Source organism: Aquimarina spinulae, assembly GCF_943373825.1.
Taxonomy (GTDB): Bacteria; Bacteroidota; Bacteroidia; order Flavobacteriales; family Flavobacteriaceae; genus Aquimarina; species Aquimarina spinulae.
Window position 1 is genome coordinate 1,289,320 of the sequence record NZ_CALSBP010000001.1, and the last position, 19,083, is coordinate 1,308,402.

Sequence of the window (19,083 nt, forward strand, 5' to 3'; positions counted from 1 at the left end):
ATAAGATGTTATTAGTCATCTAGTTTTACTTTTAAAATGGTGGGTTCGTATAATTTTTCCATAGGGAATAGTGATCCGTCTTTATTAAAGCTTCCGAATTGTGCGTTTGCGATGTAATACAATTCGCGATCTACCAAAACTCCTGTTGTAGGATTGTTCATTATAGGGTGATTGTGTTCTAGTAATACAGTTTTTGTAATAGCACTTTGCTCTGTATTGAGGACGAATTTTTTAACCGAGTTTTTACCAGGTTGTATACCGATCAAAGAGTTTTTATAAAAGTATAATCCGTCTATGCTTTTGCTATTAGTTGTATCTGTACTCTTAGGATATTGTATATTTTCTTTTTTTTTGGTTTTGATATGAATGCGAGTAATTCCTTCAGAATGTGCTATAAATAGATGGGTATTGTTATCAGAAATAGTAATTCCATTAGGGTATTTTATTTCAGAAAGATAAGTTAAGACTTTTAGTTCATCTTCATTATTCTGAATGGTATATATCATAGGGTTAGAAAACATATGTGTAGCATACAGATTTCCCGATGTATCTAAAACGATATCATTAAAGAAATGAACTTCTCCTGGGATATCGATCCAATATTTTTTGATGAGTTTTCCTGTTTGCAAATCATATTTAAAAATCCCCGCAGGACGTCCCTCGTTTTTATCTTTTCTACTATACCCTATAAGATTACTTCCTCCAGAGCTACATACCCATAAGTGTCTTCGTATCGGATCAATTTTCATCCCGATAATCATATGTAAACCGTCTTGTTGTGGTTTTACAAAATCACGATATGTCCCGTCTTTGGATCGTTTTATAATTTTTCCTTTTCGGGTACTTCCTATATAAAAAGACATATCTGCGGGATCATAAGCCACGTTTTCGGGTAATAGATCTTTTTCGGGAATCGTATAGGCTATAAAACTTTTGTTGAATTGCTCATTTGGTTTTTGTGCACTACCATAAAAACCAAATCCGATAAAAAAAATGATATAAATAACTGTTTTCATCTCTTTTGTTTTAAAAATATGTGAGGTGGATAATGTTTATTTTTTTTCTTCCTAGACGAATGTATTTGATAAAGGAATTGAGAAGATCGATTTTATATTAAACTCTTCTTTTTTAATGTGTAATTGCATTGTACTTATGTGAGTTGATTACGCATAAGTAAATTATAGATTTGCATAAATTATGGATTTGGGTAGGACTGAAAACCAAAAATCATATAGCTTTGTTATCAATGAAGATTAAAAGCATTTGGTTTCATATTGGTTTTTGGATTGTATATACCGCAATATTTACTATTGTTGAAGCTAGTTATAAAGGGAAATATACCGAGGCATTGGCTTTTGAGCTTATGAATATGCCGATGCGACTTATTATCGTATATTTTAATTATTTTATTCTGTTGCCAAAACTCTTATTGCAAGGTAAAACGGTAAAATATTTTGTGTATACTATACTCACATTAATAGTCTCTGGATTTATTCAACGAATTATTAATTATGAGATATTATCCATTCTCTATCCTAATATGACGGATTCTGGAATGTGGCTACCGTATAAGTTTTTACAGGCTTCTATGATCATAGCTTCTCCTTTAATTTTTATTATTGGAATTTCGATTATTTGGAAAGTAGCAGAGTTACAAAAGAGGGCTAAAACTCTTGAAAATGAAAAATTGCAATCAGAATTGAAGTATCTAAAATCACAAATTAATCCTCATTTTCTTTTTAACACTTTAAATAATATCTACGGACTATCTTTAGAAAGCTCAAAAAAAGCCCCCGAACTTATACTTAAGTTATCAGATTTCCTTAGCTTTTCTTTATACGAGAGTTCTCAAAAATTTATTCTTTTAGAAAAAGAAATTAGTTTGCTAAATGACTTTATTGATTTAGAAAAATCTCGTTTTGAAGATAGGGTAGATGTACAGGTTTCTATTCCCGAACATATAGATCCGGTATCTATTCCTCCTCTTATTTTAGTGCCATTTGTAGAAAATGCATTTAAACATAGTTTAAAAAACGAAACCAAAATTGCTCATATAATTGTTAAATTAGAGGTAGTAAATAATCAACTAATTTATGAAGTTATAAACTCAAAACCAGAAGCTACTTTAGAAGATTCTTCACTAAAAGGAATTGGTTTACAGAACATCAAAAAAAGACTAGATATCCTATATAATGATCAATATCAATTAGATATTAAAGATGAAGAAAGATTATATACTATTGTATTAAAAATTGCTATTTGATAAGGTAAGTTGCAAAAAATAAAAGAGACAGATGAAGCTTCGATGTATTATAGTAGATGATGAACAGACTGCAAGAAATATTTTAAAAAAATATATTGGAGATGTCTCTACTTTGGATCTAACAGGAGAGTTTAAAAATGCTCTTGAAGTCTTGGATTATATCCAGAATCATTCGGTAGATGTGATGTTTTTAGATATTGAAATGCCCAAGCTTTCGGGCTTAAATCTAGCCAAAATTGTAGAGCATAAAATTAAAATCATATTTACAACTGCACATCGTGAGTTTGCTCTAGAAGGCTTCGATTTAAGTGCAGTTGATTATCTGTTAAAGCCTTTTTCTTTTGATCGATTTTTAAAAGCTATTCAGAAAATTAACCCTGATTTTTCAAATACTACGGTCACGTCTATACCTGTAGTAGATCATATTTTTGTGAAAGCTGATAAAAAAATGGTTAAAATTAATTTTTCAGAATTATTATATATCGAAGGTTTAAGTAACTATGTCAAAATTCATACAACAGAACATACTTTGGTTGTCTATGAAAAACTGAGTGATCTCGTACAACGATTACCTTCTTTTTCTTTTATGCGCATACATAGATCTTATATTGTAAATACCGAAAAAATAAAAACATATACCAAAGAGTATGTAGAAATTAAAAAAAGACATATCCCAATAAGCTTAACATATCGAAATGCATTATTGTCTTTTTTAGAGAAGTCCTAAGGTTTCTCTTGAGAAAATTATTGTATTTTATTTGCCTTTCCTTTAGGTTTTGCTGGTATTCCTGCAACTGTGATGCCTGATGCTGTATCTTTTAACACTACAGCTCCGGCAGCAATATTAGAATGTGCCCCTATAGTTATATTCCCTAATATCGTAGCACCCGCTCCAATAACTACGTTAGAACAGATTTTTGGGTGCCGTTTTCCTTCTGTTTTTCCAGTACTACCCAAGGTGACATTATGAAAAATAAATACATCATCCTCAATTTCGCAAGTTTCTCCTATAACAACGCCTATCCCATGGTCTATTACCAAGCCTTTCCCGATTTTTGCTGCAGGATGTATATCGATTGCATAGGTTTCAAAAATTCGATTTTGTAACCATTTAGCAGTTACCAGATTTCCTTTTTTGAATAGTTCATGAGAAAATCGATGCGCTTGTAATGCTTGGTATCCCCTGAAAAAAAACAATACTTCAAAATAATGGATGCAGGCAAAATCTCTTTCGAAATAGGAGGTGAGATCTTGCTTAAAAGTATCTTTTAGTTCTATGTTATCAGTGAGAATCTCCTTAAAAATAGCGGCTAACTCGTTAGAAGTTATAAGATCATCAGAAAGCTTTTTACTTAGTATGATGGTTAAAACATCTGCTAAGTCCTTGCATTGTTTTTCGTATTGATCTAAAATTTTCTTTGCAATCGGTTCTAAAGTGTTTTCTAATTCTAATCGAATTCTATCCCAAATATTGCCTGTCATTTTTTAAAGTTTAAGGTTTACTTATAGATAGTTTACCCGATCCCATAAATATAAAGGCAAGACAACAGAATAATATAGCCAATGCTGGTGTCATGGCCTCAATACTATCACCAAGACGTATATGTACTAGTGCCGCTATTATAAAGTTTATTACCAGAACTAATGAAGCTAATCGTATATGATAACCGATAAGAATCAACAAGCCACCTATAGCTTGTATATACACAGATAGGATAGCACTAATTACAGGAAAAGGAAAACCGTTGATGTGAAGAAAACCAGAAAATTCTAACATTTGTTCCCAACTAACGATATTGTCTATTACTCCATATAGCAAACGCAAACTCACAAAAATTCGTAGAATGAAAATTCCAATATATGCTCTGGAGCTTAATTTTTCTTTCAAATCATATATTCTACTCATACATTTACTTATTGAGAACTACCTCTTTCACTATGATATCGGATCCCGAATAAGCATCAGTATCATATTCGTGCCAATGTCGTATTCTTGGAATTTTAACTCCTTCAATGATAATCTCACCAGAAAAATAAAGGCGTTCTCCTTTTGCAGGGTCATCGGGAAATACAATTTCGATACCCAATAGGGTATAATCTTTTTGAGAAATAAATACATTCCAGTGTTTAGAAAATACAATTTCTTTTAAGACAAGTTCAATTTTATAACTATCGGTGTCGTTAAATATAGCTTTACTTGCTTTACCAAAAGTATCAACTGTTGCATCATTTAGAGACATCGGTAAACCAATTAAATGCTGATAAAATTTTTGGTAGTTAAGATTTCGTTCAGGTTGTAGTCGATATTTTTTTATTTGAATACTATCTGTATTAATCTCTCCATCCAAAAGTGTTCTTGAGATTCCTTTTTCGTCTATTATATGTGTAGAAATATGCAGATCTCTATTTCTTGTTAATTCGAAGCTATTATCTTTATTGTTCATTTTTAAGATAGAATACCTGTGGGGATTAGATAAGCGTGGTTCTTGAATATGAACTTTGAGATTTGTCATCGACCAATGATTATCGGGGTCGTACGTTTTTATGCTTTTTTGAAGAATGACTTGAGTATCTAGTTGTTTTTCTTCTTTTTGGGTAGTGCAACCCAAACAAATCAATGTGCCCAGAACAAATAGATGAGATGTTTTGATAAGTTTGATTTTCATATTTTTATTTTAATTCAATTTTACTGTCATGAAACCCTGCTCGTTTCCATATATTTCCTTCTTTTATCCAGACGTGGGATACTCTATATTGATTTTCTATAGGATTTCTTTCTTTGATATCGGTGGTTATTATTTTTGCTGTAATAATTGCAAAGTTTTCATATAGCTCGAGTTGCGTTTCCTTCATGTCATAATTAGTAACTACCAAACGACCATCATCGATATCTTTTTTTCTCTTTTTTAAATATTCTAACCAGGCATTTTTTCCTATTGATTTTGATGTTCCGTTAGTATGCCGATAATTATCGGTTATCAAGCTTTCAAGTTTTGCAACATTACCTTCTTTAAAAGCAGTATTAAAAGTAGTAATTGTACGGGCAAGCTCTAGCTTATCAGATACAGAATTAATTACGTTTTCTATTGCAATATCCAGATCGGTTTCTTCAACAAGATAAGAAGTAAAATGCTTATATATTGCATTATGATAAAAACTAAAAATGTTTTCACGATCCATATATATTGTATACTCATTAATTCCTTGTCCTAAAAATGCTTTCTGGCTTACTTTACCTGTTATGTAAAACAATATGGCATGCCAGAGATTTTTTGGAGGCTTTACTTTTAACTTTTCACTTACTCTATTTATACTTTCTGCGATAGCTCCTTTTCGTCCTTTTATTACAGTATGACTTGCTTCATGAAACAAGGTTTCTACCCAATCACCTGCTATTTCTGGATAATTAATAATAGTACTTAGTACAATAGAGCTGGGAGTTCGACTTAATGTAAAAGCGCCGCCTCCCGGACTTTTTATCGAAAGATCGATGCGTATTTTGGTATCCTGCCATTTTGCCTGAGCCAATTTTGCGATTCGAGAAATGATAAAATCTTCTGTTTTTTTGATAAGATCAATATTCTCCTGCAACTTATCGGTATTGATTTGTCGATGAGTTTTCCAAAAATGAGTACTATAGATTCGTTTAAAATCGTTGAGGTTTTTTATGAAAAGAATTTCGAACCTGGATTCAGGAAGCATGTCCTGCTCAGTATAGTTGATGATCCATTTTCTAAACCCTATCAATTCCTGGTTGAAATGATTTTTTAAATCTATATGATCTTTATAGTAGGTTATGGTTTTTTGAAAAAGTAGTTTTTCTTTTTGACTAAGTTTTTGCCAAACCTCTTTTTTAACCAGCTTATCTAATGGTTTTTCGTAGGATGCAGCAGCAGTTTCATACAAATAGAAATGAAGATTAATCCAGAAGTTATTATGAAATTCAAAATACGTAGTGGTTTCAATACCTGAAACTTTAGATTGCGCAATCAAAGAATAATTGAATATCAAAATAATATATAGTACAACAATATGTCTACATTTTATGTATTTGCTCTTATTTATCATTTAAAGTATTATTAATAGTATGAGGTATAAATTTTGGTACTTCCCAATTCCTTATTTTTCTGCTACAATAAACATTTTCTTAGCATCAGTAGTATAAGGTTCTTTTTGGTGACCACCTTCTATAGTTTTTATGTTAAACCCGACTTGTTTAAGCATTAGTTTGATTTCAAAAGGAAATATAATACGCCATTTCATACTATAGTTTTTACGTTTTACTGTACCGTCAGAAAGTACTTCATCATACCAGCCATATAATTCCTGGACTTGGTTTTTATTCATAGGTCCAGATGCTGCAAATCTTGTATACGAATTACCGGTGTGAGAATTTTTTCTTGTAAAAAATGGTTTAGGTATGGCATCACCAGATAGGTTTAAAATAAATGGATTCATAAGGTCTATTGCTATTAATCCACCTTTAGACATATGATTGTAAATGCTAGATAATGCCTTACATTGACTATCAAAATCAGGAATACACATTAGACTATTAAACGCACATATTACCAATTTGTAATCTGTTTTATCCAGACTTAATGTGGTTATGTCCTGTTCTACCAGTTGTATGTTTTGACGGATGTCTTCATCTTCTCTTTGTAAATTATGTTCAAATTGTTCTAATATACCTCTAGAGTTATCAACTCCAGTAACTCGATGACCTGCTTTGGCCAATGGTATAGTTACACGGCCAGACCCACAACATAATTCGAGAACCTCTCCATTATTTTTTGTTGCAAATTCAAGAAAACGATCGACATCATGTTTAAGACCTTGTGAGGAAACAGTATCATCGAAGTTTTTAGAAAAAACAGAGTGTTCTTCTGAAGGGTAATCACTATCATAATACTGTATTGAAGCATGATCCTTTGGTAAGTTTGTATTCATAAATTTGTTTTTAAGGTATAGCCGTTGCCAAAAGACTATGTAATATCTCTATTCGTTTTTTGATTGATTCTTTTATGATGATTGTTAGTATTACGATCTCAAAAGTATCGTTTCCTTTTATGAATAAATCGTGAGTTTTGGTATCAAACAGTCTCACTTTTATGAAATGAGACAACTCTTAACAGTTTTTATGAATTTGAACACGGATATGGTTTAAAGTAGGATTCTTATTATATTAAGAAAATCTTAACCACTACACCCATAAGATATATTTACATTTAGAACTTTAAAAACTCGACAATAATGAAAAAATTATCCTTACTATTAGTTATTACTGTATTACTTTTTTCTTGCAAAAAACCAGTTGAAGTAGACGTATTGGTTATTAATGCAAATGTATATACTGTAGAGGATACGAATCCAAAAGCAGAGGCATTTGCCATAAAAGGGGGTAAATTTATTGCTGTAGGGAGTAACGATGAAATCTTAAAGGGATATACGACAGCTAATACTTTGGATGCAGGAGGAAAAACAATAGTACCTGGATTGATTGATGCACATTGTCATTTTTATGGCCTTGGGTTACAACAGCAAAAAGTAGACCTGATGGGGACCAAAAGTTATGCAGAAGTATTGGATAGGATTGTAGCTTTTCAGAAAGAAAAAAATGTATCATTTATTACCGGACGAGGATGGGATCAAAATGATTGGGAGGTAAAAGAATTTCCGACCAAAGAAAAATTAGATAGCTTGTTTCCTGATACTCCTGTGGCGGTAACCCGAGTAGATGGCCATGCAATGATAGCAAATCAAAAAGCATTAGATCTTGCTAAAATTACTGTAAATACCAAAGTAGAAGGGGGAGAGATACTTCAAAAAGATGGAAAACTTACTGGTGTATTAATCGATAATCCTATGGGGTTGATTGGTGCAGTTATCCCTAAACCTACAGTAAAGGAGCAAATACAGGCTTTAAAAGATGCCGAAAAAATTAATTTTGGGTATGGATTAACAACTGTAGATGATGCGGGATTGAGCCCCGAAGTAATTACACTAGTAGATAGTTTACAGAAAATAAATGAACTTAAAATAAGGATGTATGCTATGGTAAGTAATGTGCCCGAATATGTAGATCATTATCTAAAGAGTGGAGTACATAAAACAGATAAGTTAAATGTTTCTTCTTTCAAAGTATATGCAGATGGAGCCTTAGGATCTAGAGGAGCTACACTAAAACGACCATATGCAGATAAGGAAAATCATTATGGAGCTATGGTCATCGGAAATGATGATTTTAAAACTCTGGCAAAACGATTAGCAGGATCACCTTTTCAGATGAATACTCATGCTATTGGGGACTCGGCCAATGCAGTAGTAATGAAAACGTATTATGATGTGCTTCAAAATAAATCAGATAGAAGATGGAGAGTAGAGCATGCCCAGGTGGTGGCTCCCGAAGAATTTGAAATCCTTAATAATAATCTGGTCATGAGTGTACAACCAACTCATGCTACAAGTGATATGTATTGGGCAGATGAACGATTAGGAGAAGAACGTATAAAAGGAGCATACGCATATAAAAAATTATTAGAAAAAACGGGTAGAATTGCTTTGGGTACAGACTATCCTGTAGAGCATGTAAGTCCATTCTATACTTTTTATGCTGCGGTAGCCCGAAAAGATCTAAAGCAATATCCAGAAGGTGGGTTTCAAAAAGAAAATGCACTTAGTAGAGAAGAAACTCTAAAAGGAATGACGCTTTGGGCAGCTTACAGTAACTTTGAAGAATACGAAAAAGGAAGCATAACTGCAGGTAAATTTGCAGATTTTGTAATCCTTGAAGATAATATTATGGAAATTGATGAAGACCAAATTCCAAATATAAAAGTGAAAGCTACTTATATTGATGGAGAAAAGGTGTATTAGATAGCATTCATTACCTTATCTACGATAGTATCACATTTACTAAATCCAAATTCGAAGATATCGGTATCCTGAGAGAGTTCATAGAGTTCTTCTCTAATCATCTCTTTGGCACGATGTAGGCGAACCTTTACATTAGAAACTGTTAACCCCAAACAATCTGATATTTCGGCCATACTCATTCCTTCAATTTCTCTAAGAACATAAACGGTTCGATATTTTACATCTAGTAGATCAATAGTTTTTTCTAAGATCTGTTTTGCTTCTTGTCGGATCATTTTTTTTTCGGGATTTAATTGTTCAGTATCAGGAATCTCGAGAACAAAATCATTCGATACGCTATTTTCAGATTTATATAAATTAAGATATTTTCCTTTTGTTTTTAATCGAGCTAGAGTTTCATTTATTCCAATTCGTATCAACCAGGTAGAGAATTGCGAGTTGTGCTTAAACTGGTAGAGTTTTTCATAGGCTTTTAAATATGTGTTTTGCATTATGTCTTCAATTTCTGCAAGATCATTTATATAACTTCGAATAACTCGATATAGTTTTTGATTATTTCTTCTTAGTAAGATTTCATACAGCTCTTTTTCTCCAGAATGAATACGGCATATTACATCAGAATCTGATATTTTATGAGTTTTATAATCATTGATTTTAATGGGTTCCATAGCTTGTTATTTATAGCTTAGATGAAAAACTGCATAAAAAGTTACAAAACTTTGTAACCAAAAAGTGGATTTTTTATCTAAAAACCGAATAACAAAAAAATATTTGAAATTATGGATTCGCAGATTAAGACAGTTTTTACACTACTAAAATATACATATGGCCTTGTGCCCATAGTTGCTGGATTAGACAAATTTATCAATATACTTACAGATTGGAGTCAGTACGTTTCTCCTGGATTCGCAACTATATTACCTTTTGAAGCCAAAACATTTATGAGTATTGTGGGAGTGATCGAAATTATAGCAGGTATTTTAGTGCTTTATCGCCCCAAGATAGGTGGATATGTAGTTATGGGATGGTTATTAGCTATAGCATTAACTCTTCTATTTAGCGGGCATTATATTGATGTAGCGGTAAGAGATATTGTGATGGCAATAGGAGCATTCTCATTAGTGAAATTAGCAGATTCTATAGTCGAACAATAAAAATTATAAGCAGATTAAAAAAGAGAAAGATTAGCGTATTAGGAATGCCAGTGATTTTTTTCAAGAAAGCATCATCAGTATAAAAAGGTGGTGCTTTCTTATTTTACTTTCCTCCATTTGCTTGCAGATCGGCAATGCATTGGGCATCTAGTTCTGGAATTACATCACCCATACCCATCATCCCACTACCAAATTCTATTGCGGCTTCCATCAAACAGTTTGATACATTACAGTGATTACTTGCATCTGGATCTTCATGTTCAGATTGTAAAGGAGTACCCAGATTTACCAGTCCCATTAGATGAGAAAATTCATGGTTTAGCGTAGCAGTTTCTATGGCGCTAAGAGAAGGAGAATTTGGCCTTACACTTAATGCACGCAATGTACCTTCATAAATTACCATCGAGGTATTTAGGTACGCAGAACCTAAAGTTACTTGCTCATTAGTGTCATTTTCTTTACTTCCATCTGCAAAATATACATATACAGTGATATCATCTTCCTTATTAAATAGTGTTCTGGTAGTGTTTTCTATTTCTGCAATCTCTTCAATAGAAAAAGGGGCTTTACCAGAAGAAGGTATAGAACGTTGTGTGATTGTAATTCCGTCGGGTTTAAATAATCGATCTTGTAAAAATTCTCTAAACCCTTGTATTGCTTGCGAGGTAGGTTCGAATCCTTGTACAGCTATTATTTCTATAGTTATGCTATTAAAATTGGTTGCACTTAGTAGATCATTCGCAGAGCTACCCAGAGGTTTCATGTTGTTTGCTTGTAAGGCACTTGTAGTTAATGTATTATCGTCATCGTCAGAACATCCAATGAGAATAAAAGAAGAGATCAACAGGTAACCAAAGAGCTTTGTTATTTGCACAGGATTTCTTTTTAAAGAGGTTATGACTAGATAAGTAAACGAATTTATATTACGTCTTATTTCTAGTTTAACGTTGTTTTGTTAAATGATTTCTTTGCCACAAAGATTGTACCATCAATGCTGTTAAGAAAGCTTTGATCTTTGAGAACTTGCGTATGTATTTGATTTTAAGATACTTGTGTAGGGTGGGTTAAATACAGCCCTATAACCGTATTTATACGTGTTTTTACAGATAAAGACATTTTTTTAGAATTTTCAATAGTATTGAAGGCTGATTTTTAAGTACATTTAGTATAGGAATACTTTTCATATCAAACTTATGAAAGTCTTATTTTTTGAAAAATGAGTATAGTTACAAACATGTAAATAGCATTTTCTAAAAAAAATCTTTTTAAACATATTCTAGATCTTAAAACCAAAAATTAACCAAAAAATTAAAATCAAATGCAATTATCCATTCACCCATCTATTGGAGTTGCCCGATTAGGAAACAGTACAACTGAACTTTGTTTATCACCAGATCAGATAGGAGGACTTCCTTTTGATTGTGATGAACATGGGAATCTAACAGGGCCAATCAAAGAATTTAAAGATGCCAAAGGTCTTATTAAAAGACAAGGTCAGCCTTTTAAAATATTTGACGGAAATCAGAATGAAATCACTCTGGATTCTGAGCATATCAAATCTATTGAATGGACAGTGCATTTGGCGAATAAAAAAGCTGCCTGGTATCAGTTTAGTGAACTGGAAGGAAATTTATTATTCGGTTCTGAAAACAGTTATGAAAATCGTGGAGTACCTTTACGAAATCCTGATACGACCGATAGACAAACCTTGATTATAGACCCAGGACCTAGAACTATCCTGGGAAAGAATAAATCAATCGCTTTTGATGAGGAAAATGTACCAAATGGATATCCAGCACGATTCCCTCCTTCAAAGGTGAAATATGGATTACCTGTAGAAAAATTAGGAGATTTATTGACAGATGATAAAGGACGACTCATTGTATTTGGTGGATACGGGCATGCAGGAGGAAATGAACCCTTAACAAGTTATGGAGGCTCTAATACCTGGCACGATGATATTTCTGATGGAACGGTATATTGTACCGTTACAGATACAGATGATAATGAATATAAGCTTTCAGCATGGGTGATTGTAGGATCTCCTGATTTTGCTCCAGAGATTGTAAATATTTCTACCCTAAGTGATACGATGTTTGATGTTGGGGTACGTAATTTTGATTTGGATCCAGATATGTATTCAAAGGCTACAGGTGAATGGAATACCAGTTTTATTGTAGATTTTAAAAGAGACATACTTCCTATTATCAATAGGATAAGTCGTTACCAATGGGTTTCCAACGTTCAGTCGATGATGGCATTTACTAGTAACATTTTTGATTTTTCTGATCCATCAGATGGAAATAAAGAAAACCGTAAGCAATATCTATCTTATTTCAGAAACAATGATGCCCAACCGCCAGTGCCTCCACATTTACCACAACAACAATTGTTTAAAGAAAATGGAGGTGATATCTTTCCGATGATGCCATTGAATTCTGGTAGTAATTCTGTAAGCAATATCAATGTCAATAAATTTATGGCATTAAATGAAACCCAATTGTTTTTATTAGGACAATGGGCAGAAGGAAAATTTGTTAATAATGAAACTCCACAAGCATATCCTATCAATCCAATGGATACGGTAGGAGTAGGAAACTGTGTAGGGTTACCGATGTGTCCTGGTATTGAAGTTACATGGAGTATGCAAAATGATGTAATTTATGAGGCACCGTATGTAATCAAACAGTATGAAAATGAAGAGTATTATGCGCAACATGGATTGAACCCTTCTAGAGATGAGAGTGAAGGTGGTGGTTGTGAACCTGGAGATTTAACCAAAAGAATGGCATGCCCATGGCAAGCCGACTTTTTTCAATGTACAGTCCAGTATATCAATTTTACCGTACCCTCGATCAATAAAATAACACTTAGTAATGGGACTAATGTTCCGTTACCACCTACTTACTATACATATTGGTGGCCGCCACAAAGCCCTTGGGATGTGATCGTAGGTGAATTTACAGATAAGGGACAAGGACAAACGCACTTACCTGCAGGACAACAGGTTAATTATGCTCGTGGTATCAACAGTTTTGTACAAATGGTTGAGTATTGGTATGCACTTGGGTTTATCAGAGATAAAAATGGGGCAACTCCAGGATATCCATATATTGTAGAGACCGAAAGAAATAATGAACAATTCTCTTATAAAGAAGTACCCGTAGGAGAGATTACTGGAAATGATGCAGATAATGACACCACTATACCTGTATTTTTTATTGAGCAGAATAAGCATGAAGTAAAGAAGAAAAGTAGTAAGGCAAAACTATTGATAGAGCACTTAGAAATGGTCGTGTTTAATAAGATTGAAATAGCACCAGAAGGGCTTGAAATGCCTCGATCTGGAACAAGAAGCAGAAGGTAATACAATGGCATATCATTTTGAAACAGATGTACTTATTGTAGGAGGAGGCCCGGCAGGGGCTTCCACCGCATTAAGTTTATTAAAATATTCAGATCTTAAGGTAATGATCGTTGAACAAAGTGATTTAGATACCTTAAGGGTAGGGGAACAGGTAAGCCCGGCAATATTTGACTTACTTGCTTATGTGGATATCCATCGAACAGATTTTGAAACAAACAGCTTTATATATGGTTATAACCACGTAGCTGCCTGGGGTAGTGCTAATCTGTCCTCGAGACATTCCATTTCAAGCACAGTAGAGGATAGTATACAACTGGATCGGAAAGCTTTTGATTTATTATTATTAGAACGAGCTGGTCAAAGAGGAGCAAGCATTTTACCCAGAACCAGATGTATTGATTTTAAGCAAACCAAAGAAGGAGACTGGACGATTGAACTTAAGCATAAAACCAAAGGTGATATTTTGGTGAAGGCAAACTTTTTGGTTGATGCTACAGGACGGCAAAATGCAGTGTCCAGAAATTTGGGATTAAAACCGCTAAAAAGTGATGAATTAGTAGCAATAGGGGCTTTTGTAACTTTTGAAAAAGGAAAAACACCTGCACAAGAAGTGTTATTAGAAACAGTAGAAGAAGGTTGGTGGTACTGTGCTACCTTACCCAATGACAAAATAGGGCTAACACTATTTACAGATGCAGGAATTGCAAAGGAAAAGCAACTTCAGAAAACACATCAATTTAATCAATTACTTTTAAATACTAGATATATCAAAAATAAAGTAAAACAGGGGGCGGCATATCAATCGCCCTGGGTACGGAATGCTTTTTCAAAACTGGTAGATATTACTCCTGTAAAAAATTATATCGCTGTTGGTGATGCCATAGCGTCTTTTGACCCCATTTCTTCTATGGGAATTGGATTTGCCCTTAGTTCAGCTTGTCACGCTTCCAAAACGATCATTGATTTTGAAAATAGCAAGGACAATACATATAGGTTAGATTATCAACACAATATCGATGCTATTTATAAAGATTATCAACAGACTAAAAATCAGTTTTATACAACAGAACAACGCTGGAAAGAATCCGAATTTTGGCAACAAAGACTAATGAGTAATACTATAAAATCAAAAATGAAATCATACTGATGATACAAGAACCTTTACACACAGTTTCAGAACTACTGAAAGACAATATTGATGCATTTTTAAAAGAACTGAATAGCCATATTCCATCAAATATAACAATATCGACCAATTGGGGAGAATTAGATAACGTGTATAAACATAATAAGAATAGTCAAATTTTTAATAGAAGACTTCAATACAATCCTTTTGTTATCGTGTATTGCGAAAACGAATCTGATGTAGTAATTACGTATAAAGCTGCTATAGATAACAAATTACCAATTCGGGTTCGTGCTGGGGGACATGATCATGAGGGAGAATGTACGGGGACAAATGTGGTATTGATTGATGTTTCAAAAATGGCTTCGTTAACTATAGATCCGATAACCAAGATTGCCAGTATAGGCCCAGGTATCCGCTTTCAAACGCTTACTTCTAAGCTCGCAGAACAAGATGTGATGATTCCACATGGTACTTGTGCCACTGTAGGAATTGCTGGCTTTACCATGGGAGGTGGCTGGGGGCCTTGGACCCGTAAAATGGGAATGTGCTGTGAACATCTGGTTGGAGCCAATATTTTATTGGGTGATGGAACCCTGCAGAAGCTGGATGTAAAAAATGGTTCTGTACCTGAATTACTATGGGCACTTAGAGGAGGTGGAGGTATGAGCTATGGTATCATAACCGAATTGCGTATACAAACCTTTACCTTACCCGCTGTACTACATCGTTTTGAGGTAGAATGGAATTGTTATGAAGATCAGGAACCAGATACATTAAATGAAGAAGTGCCAACAATTGAAATATTGCAAAAATGGGAAGAGTTAATCGAGTCACCAAATACTTCAAACCTTATAGGAACTAACTTGAAAATAAATGGGAGACCATGGGATACAGGAGAACCTGTAAATATCCACACAGTATATAATAATTGTGTTTTTTATGGATATTGGGAAGGAGATGAGAACAGCTTATGTAAGTTTATAGATGATTATCTTAAAGAAAAAGTTTCACCTTATACTCTTACCATAGAACCTGCAACCGGAGCAGATTATGCACATAAAAACCAATATGGTTCTCATTTAATGGGGAACTGGGACCGGGAATCACACAACAAAATTTTAAATAAATTAGGGTTGCTTAGAGAAGGAACCCCTTTACAACCAGATTATGATATTCCTGCTCCTCATAAAATCACATCAAGATTAGTCAATACTGGTGGATTAGATGCTCAAGGTAAAAATGGATACAAAGCCTTGTTCGAGAGTTTATTTTCTAACCTTATTTTAGATGGTAACAGAAAGTTGGGACTATTTACTTATGTGACTTTAGGAGCTATTGTTGGAGATTATTATATGAAACATGCAGAAAATACCGATAGTGCTTTTCCTTATAAGGACAAACTATATACTATACAATATCAATGCTGGTGGAATACAAAAAAAGAGGAGAAGGAAGAATTTCAAGATAACTTTGTGTATGATAGAACAAACCGCTCATTGGATTGGATAGAAACCAGTCGGGATTTTGATATTCCTAATACTTCAGGGGCTTTTATAAGCTTTAAAGATAGTTCAATCCCAACTAAAACTTATTTTGATAAAAGTTATGAACGTTTAAAAGAAATAAAAGAAACCTATTCCAAAGATCCATATAATCATTTTAGAACCCGAAAAACAATTATCTAAATAATGGGGTACGACAAATTTCACTTGTTGAGTATTTGGGCATAACTACAAGGGTTTTTACCAACGCTTCATCTCGGCCATTGCTATCTCGCCGTCGTGTTGCAATTCTTTGCACTTCGCAAAAAAAAGCTCAGGCTGTGGGATTTTCACTGCAATCCTTCACGCAAAACATTTAGGGTTTTATACTTTGTCAAAGTAAAATTATGCTAAGGTAAACTTAGCCAGGTAATCGTTATTTTCTCCTTCAATTATTAATTCTGACAGTAAGCCATTGGCATTAGCTGCATTTTGAAGTGTATTATAATCAACATATAACCAATCAAACCATTCTGATTCTTGTTCTTTGTATTTTAATTTGTATTGCATTTCTCCATAATATCCAGCAGAGGCATCTACCCAAAAACCTCCATCGTCATCTTGAAAAAGATAGGAAATATCTGATGAATCCATTAAAATTTGACCTCCCGGAGCAAGAAGTGTTTTAATATGAGTAAAAAAACGATCAATGCGATCCAAAGTACCAATAATACCACTACCATTCATTAACAATAGTATGGTATCATACGCGGCATTAGTATGATCATAAATATCTTGTGACATGGCATGATGTACTCCTCTTTTTTTACAAATCTCGATAGCGCCTTCGGATATATCTATAGCTTTTATGTCTAGTTTTTGTTCATTTTGAAGAAACAAACTATGGCTTCCGGCACCACAACCTACGTCTAGTACTTTTCCGTATGAAAGCTCTAATGCCTTTTGTTCTATTTTGGGCATTTCGGTATACCTTCTAAATAGGTAAGAAATAGGGATATGATCATCATCAAAATCATTTGCCTGTACAATAATATCTTCAGTGTATTCTTTATTGTAAAAATCTTTGATGGCTTTTCCGAAGATATCTGTATTCATGAGGTGCAGTTTGTGATTATAGGAAACGATACTTGGTAATCAGAATTCTCAAAAGTCTTACTTTTGTACTATGCAAGAATTTATAGACCAATTACCAAAACTGGCCAAAGATAAACATAACGAGAACAAAAAGTTCTTTGCTAAACTTAAAAAAAGACCGCCTAAAAAACTAGACCATATCATGCAGGAGTTACATGATGAAGAGTTTAGTAACACAGATTGTTTAGAATGTGCGAATTGCTGCAAAACTACGGGGCCGTTATTTACAGATAAAGATGTAGAGCGTATTGCGAAGTTTTTAAAAATAAAACCCAGACAGTTTGAAGAACAATACCTAAGAACAGATGAGGATGGAGATTTGATATTGCAACAAACTCCGTGTACTTTTCTTGGGGCCGATAATTACTGTGCTATTTATGAGGTAAGGCCAAAAGCATGCCGAGAGTATCCGCATACAGATCGTAAAAAATTTCAACAGATATCTAATCTAACATTGAAAAATGTAGCAATTTGCCCTGCGGCTTATACTATTGTAGAAAAAATGAAATCTAAAATGCCTTTATAGACATATATATAAAACAATTATTCCCATACATTCTTTTAAGAAACATATGGGAATAACCGTTGGTGTGTGTATTAAATTAGGTTGTATATACTATTATCCTTTTTTTAACTCTTCGATAGTTTTGGCCATTATTACTCCTGGTAATTTGATAGGAGCAGCAACCTGAGCTAAGAAAGTACCTTTTACCTCACCAGTTTTGTATGTTGTAAAACCAATACGGTATAATCCAGCAGTTAATGCTTTAAGAGGATCACCAACTTCACTTTTATATCTTAATAACGAATTGTAACTACTTCCGCTAGGTTGTTTAGGCATTTCACTACTGTCATCATTACGTTCTAGAACAGTCCAGTTAGCACTTTTTACAGCTTCTCCGGTAATTTTATCTTTACTTATAATATCAGAACGTTCTAACGTAATATAAGTATCAAAGAAATCACTAGAACTTGCATTTTCTGTATATGCAGCAGATGCAGTAGCTCCTTTTATTTTGTTTTTACCTACCGGAGACATCATTCTTATACCAAGCTCTGGAGCCACAGCAGGAATCCAAACATAGATATAATAAAATTTCTTACCATCTTTTACCTCGTCTTCATTACCTGGTGCAGCATATCCAAGATAAGTTACAACATCTGTATAAGGCACCTTTATAGTTTTTGGGCCTATCTTTTTTTCGGTTAAACCACCAAATTTCTTTAGTTTTTGTGCTTGAGCATCAATAGAAGTTCCTAAAGCAAATATGCTTAGTAAAATTAAGATTCTTGTTTTCATAAATAATTGATTTGATTTTAGTGATAAATACACACACACTTCTTATCACTATAGGTTAGTGTTATGATAATCTATGATTATCAATTTAATTACAAATATGAGAGTTTATAATTAGAATAGAATAACGTATTTGCGTTTAGTTATTCTATTTTAATAATGGATTCTGTTTTTCAGTAGGTTATATGAAAAAATCTCTACTCATTCTTAATATGTAATATAGACTGATATCTTAAGTAATTATAAGAAGATGTTGGTATAGGATCTTTTATCCAATTGTTCATATAAAGAAGGTTTAGATGAATTGGTAGTTTTATTAGAACTTGAGTATTTATATTTAGTGCAAATGTCGATTGGATTA

At 33.3% G+C, this 19,083-nt stretch carries 18 protein-coding genes; 8 read left to right on the forward strand and 10 right to left on the reverse strand.

What is annotated here, in order from left to right:
• Window positions 1–11: 11 nt before the first annotated feature.
• Window positions 12–1,016: an SMP-30/gluconolactonase/LRE family protein gene (locus tag NNH57_RS05620; protein WP_074408281.1), complete on the reverse strand. Its 1,005-nt coding sequence runs from the start codon at window positions 1,014–1,016 to the stop codon at window positions 12–14.
• A 230-nt stretch (window positions 1,017–1,246) separates the two neighbouring features.
• Between NNH57_RS05620 and NNH57_RS05625 the strand changes: the two genes are divergently transcribed.
• On the forward strand, window positions 1,247–2,263 hold the full coding sequence (locus NNH57_RS05625) for a sensor histidine kinase (RefSeq protein WP_108808421.1): 1,017 nt from the start codon (window positions 1,247–1,249) through the stop codon (window positions 2,261–2,263).
• 31 nt (window positions 2,264–2,294) lie between these two features.
• Window positions 2,295–2,990 carry a LytR/AlgR family response regulator transcription factor gene (locus NNH57_RS05630; protein WP_074408279.1) on the forward strand — a complete coding sequence of 232 codons (696 nt, stop codon included), beginning with the start codon at window positions 2,295–2,297 and terminating at the stop codon, window positions 2,988–2,990.
• A gap of 17 nt (window positions 2,991–3,007) precedes the next feature.
• Here NNH57_RS05630 and epsC read toward each other — a convergent pair whose 3' ends face one another.
• From epsC to NNH57_RS05655, 5 genes are read right to left on the reverse strand one after another with little or no spacing between them, the layout of a single operon-like run.
• A complete protein-coding gene (gene epsC / locus NNH57_RS05635; protein WP_108808422.1) occupies window positions 3,008–3,745 on the reverse strand; it encodes a serine O-acetyltransferase EpsC in 738 nt (245 codons plus the stop codon).
• Window positions 3,746–3,755: 10 nt separating this feature from the next.
• On the reverse strand, window positions 3,756–4,169 hold the full coding sequence (locus NNH57_RS05640; protein ID WP_108808423.1) for a DoxX family protein: 414 nt from the start codon (window positions 4,167–4,169) through the stop codon (window positions 3,756–3,758).
• 4 nt (window positions 4,170–4,173) lie between these two features.
• Window positions 4,174–4,929 carry a DUF6503 family protein gene (locus NNH57_RS05645; RefSeq protein ID WP_074408276.1) on the reverse strand — a complete coding sequence of 252 codons (756 nt, stop codon included), beginning with the start codon at window positions 4,927–4,929 and terminating at the stop codon, window positions 4,174–4,176.
• A gap of 4 nt (window positions 4,930–4,933) precedes the next feature.
• The gene (locus tag NNH57_RS05650) at window positions 4,934–6,331 is read right to left on the reverse strand and encodes a nuclear transport factor 2 family protein (protein WP_108808424.1); all 1,398 of its coding nucleotides are present in this window, start codon (window positions 6,329–6,331) and stop codon (window positions 4,934–4,936) included.
• Between the two features lie 51 nt (window positions 6,332–6,382).
• Entirely contained in the window at window positions 6,383–7,213 is an 831-nt protein-coding gene (locus tag NNH57_RS05655) for a class I SAM-dependent methyltransferase (protein ID WP_108808425.1), read from the reverse strand.
• 303 nt (window positions 7,214–7,516) lie between these two features.
• Here NNH57_RS05655 and NNH57_RS05660 point away from each other — a divergent pair, with 303 nt between their 5' ends.
• Complete coding sequence (locus NNH57_RS05660) at window positions 7,517–9,139, forward strand: amidohydrolase (protein ID WP_108808426.1); 1,623 nt, start codon at window positions 7,517–7,519, stop codon at window positions 9,137–9,139.
• On the opposite strand, the gene NNH57_RS05665 is transcribed toward NNH57_RS05660, so the two are convergent.
• Window positions 9,136–9,807, reverse strand: a complete 672-nt coding sequence (locus tag NNH57_RS05665; protein WP_074408272.1) for an RNA polymerase sigma factor — start codon at window positions 9,805–9,807, stop codon at window positions 9,136–9,138. The two genes, NNH57_RS05660 and NNH57_RS05665, sit on opposite strands and share 4 nt — an antisense overlap.
• A gap of 111 nt (window positions 9,808–9,918) precedes the next feature.
• Between NNH57_RS05665 and NNH57_RS05670 the strand changes: the two genes are divergently transcribed.
• Complete coding sequence (locus tag NNH57_RS05670) at window positions 9,919–10,293, forward strand: hypothetical protein (protein WP_074408271.1); 375 nt, start codon at window positions 9,919–9,921, stop codon at window positions 10,291–10,293.
• 103 nt (window positions 10,294–10,396) lie between these two features.
• On the opposite strand, the gene NNH57_RS05675 is transcribed toward NNH57_RS05670, so the two are convergent.
• Window positions 10,397–11,167, reverse strand: a complete 771-nt coding sequence (locus NNH57_RS05675) for a hypothetical protein (RefSeq protein ID WP_074408270.1) — start codon at window positions 11,165–11,167, stop codon at window positions 10,397–10,399.
• A 444-nt stretch (window positions 11,168–11,611) separates the two neighbouring features.
• Between NNH57_RS05675 and lodA the strand changes: the two genes are divergently transcribed.
• From lodA to NNH57_RS05690, 3 genes are read left to right on the forward strand one after another with little or no spacing between them, the layout of a single operon-like run.
• Window positions 11,612–13,660, forward strand: a complete 2,049-nt coding sequence (gene lodA / locus NNH57_RS05680) for a CTQ-dependent lysine 6-oxidase LodA (RefSeq protein ID WP_074408269.1) — start codon at window positions 11,612–11,614, stop codon at window positions 13,658–13,660.
• Entirely contained in the window at window positions 13,623–14,807 is a 1,185-nt protein-coding gene (gene lodB, locus NNH57_RS05685; RefSeq protein ID WP_074408268.1) for a lysine-epsilon-oxidase maturase LodB, read from the forward strand. The genes lodA and lodB overlap by 38 nt, the downstream gene beginning before the upstream one ends.
• Window positions 14,807–16,474 carry an FAD-binding oxidoreductase gene (locus NNH57_RS05690; protein ID WP_074408267.1) on the forward strand — a complete coding sequence of 556 codons (1,668 nt, stop codon included), beginning with the start codon at window positions 14,807–14,809 and terminating at the stop codon, window positions 16,472–16,474. Before lodB ends, NNH57_RS05690 begins: the two co-directional genes overlap by 1 nt.
• Before the next feature lie 201 nt (window positions 16,475–16,675).
• Here the strand turns inward: NNH57_RS05690 and NNH57_RS05695 are convergent, their stop codons facing one another.
• Window positions 16,676–17,386 carry a class I SAM-dependent methyltransferase gene (locus NNH57_RS05695; RefSeq protein WP_074408266.1) on the reverse strand — a complete coding sequence of 237 codons (711 nt, stop codon included), beginning with the start codon at window positions 17,384–17,386 and terminating at the stop codon, window positions 16,676–16,678.
• Window positions 17,387–17,456: 70 nt separating this feature from the next.
• Between NNH57_RS05695 and NNH57_RS05700 the strand changes: the two genes are divergently transcribed.
• Window positions 17,457–17,951: a YkgJ family cysteine cluster protein gene (locus tag NNH57_RS05700; protein WP_074408265.1), complete on the forward strand. Its 495-nt coding sequence runs from the start codon at window positions 17,457–17,459 to the stop codon at window positions 17,949–17,951.
• 93 nt (window positions 17,952–18,044) lie between these two features.
• Here NNH57_RS05700 and NNH57_RS05705 read toward each other — a convergent pair whose 3' ends face one another.
• Entirely contained in the window at window positions 18,045–18,725 is a 681-nt protein-coding gene (locus NNH57_RS05705; RefSeq protein ID WP_074408264.1) for a Lipl32 family lipoprotein, read from the reverse strand.
• Window positions 18,726–19,083 lie beyond the last annotated feature (358 nt).

Excerpts from the sequence above, each read along its gene's own strand:
- NNH57_RS05620 (WP_074408281.1), bottom strand. The coding sequence starts at position 1,016 with ATGAAAACAGTTATTTATATCATTTTTTTTATCGGATTTGGTTTTTAT.
- NNH57_RS05625 (WP_108808421.1), top strand. The coding sequence starts at position 1,247 with ATGAAGATTAAAAGCATTTGGTTTCATATTGGTTTTTGGATTGTATAT.
- NNH57_RS05630 (WP_074408279.1), top strand. The coding sequence starts at position 2,295 with ATGAAGCTTCGATGTATTATAGTAGATGATGAACAGACTGCAAGAAAT.
- epsC (WP_108808422.1), bottom strand. The coding sequence starts at position 3,745 with ATGACAGGCAATATTTGGGATAGAATTCGATTAGAATTAGAAAACACT.
- NNH57_RS05640 (WP_108808423.1), bottom strand. The coding sequence starts at position 4,169 with ATGAGTAGAATATATGATTTGAAAGAAAAATTAAGCTCCAGAGCATAT.
- NNH57_RS05645 (WP_074408276.1), bottom strand. The coding sequence starts at position 4,929 with ATGAAAATCAAACTTATCAAAACATCTCATCTATTTGTTCTGGGCACA.
- NNH57_RS05650 (WP_108808424.1), bottom strand. The coding sequence starts at position 6,331 with ATGATAAATAAGAGCAAATACATAAAATGTAGACATATTGTTGTACTA.
- NNH57_RS05655 (WP_108808425.1), bottom strand. The coding sequence starts at position 7,213 with ATGAATACAAACTTACCAAAGGATCATGCTTCAATACAGTATTATGAT.
- NNH57_RS05660 (WP_108808426.1), top strand. The coding sequence starts at position 7,517 with ATGAAAAAATTATCCTTACTATTAGTTATTACTGTATTACTTTTTTCT.
- NNH57_RS05665 (WP_074408272.1), bottom strand. The coding sequence starts at position 9,807 with ATGGAACCCATTAAAATCAATGATTATAAAACTCATAAAATATCAGAT.
- NNH57_RS05670 (WP_074408271.1), top strand. The coding sequence starts at position 9,919 with ATGGATTCGCAGATTAAGACAGTTTTTACACTACTAAAATATACATAT.
- lodA (WP_074408269.1), top strand. The coding sequence starts at position 11,612 with ATGCAATTATCCATTCACCCATCTATTGGAGTTGCCCGATTAGGAAAC.
- NNH57_RS05690 (WP_074408267.1), top strand. The coding sequence starts at position 14,807 with ATGATACAAGAACCTTTACACACAGTTTCAGAACTACTGAAAGACAAT.
- NNH57_RS05695 (WP_074408266.1), bottom strand. The coding sequence starts at position 17,386 with ATGAATACAGATATCTTCGGAAAAGCCATCAAAGATTTTTACAATAAA.
- NNH57_RS05700 (WP_074408265.1), top strand. The coding sequence starts at position 17,457 with ATGCAAGAATTTATAGACCAATTACCAAAACTGGCCAAAGATAAACAT.
- NNH57_RS05705 (WP_074408264.1), bottom strand. The coding sequence starts at position 18,725 with ATGAAAACAAGAATCTTAATTTTACTAAGCATATTTGCTTTAGGAACT.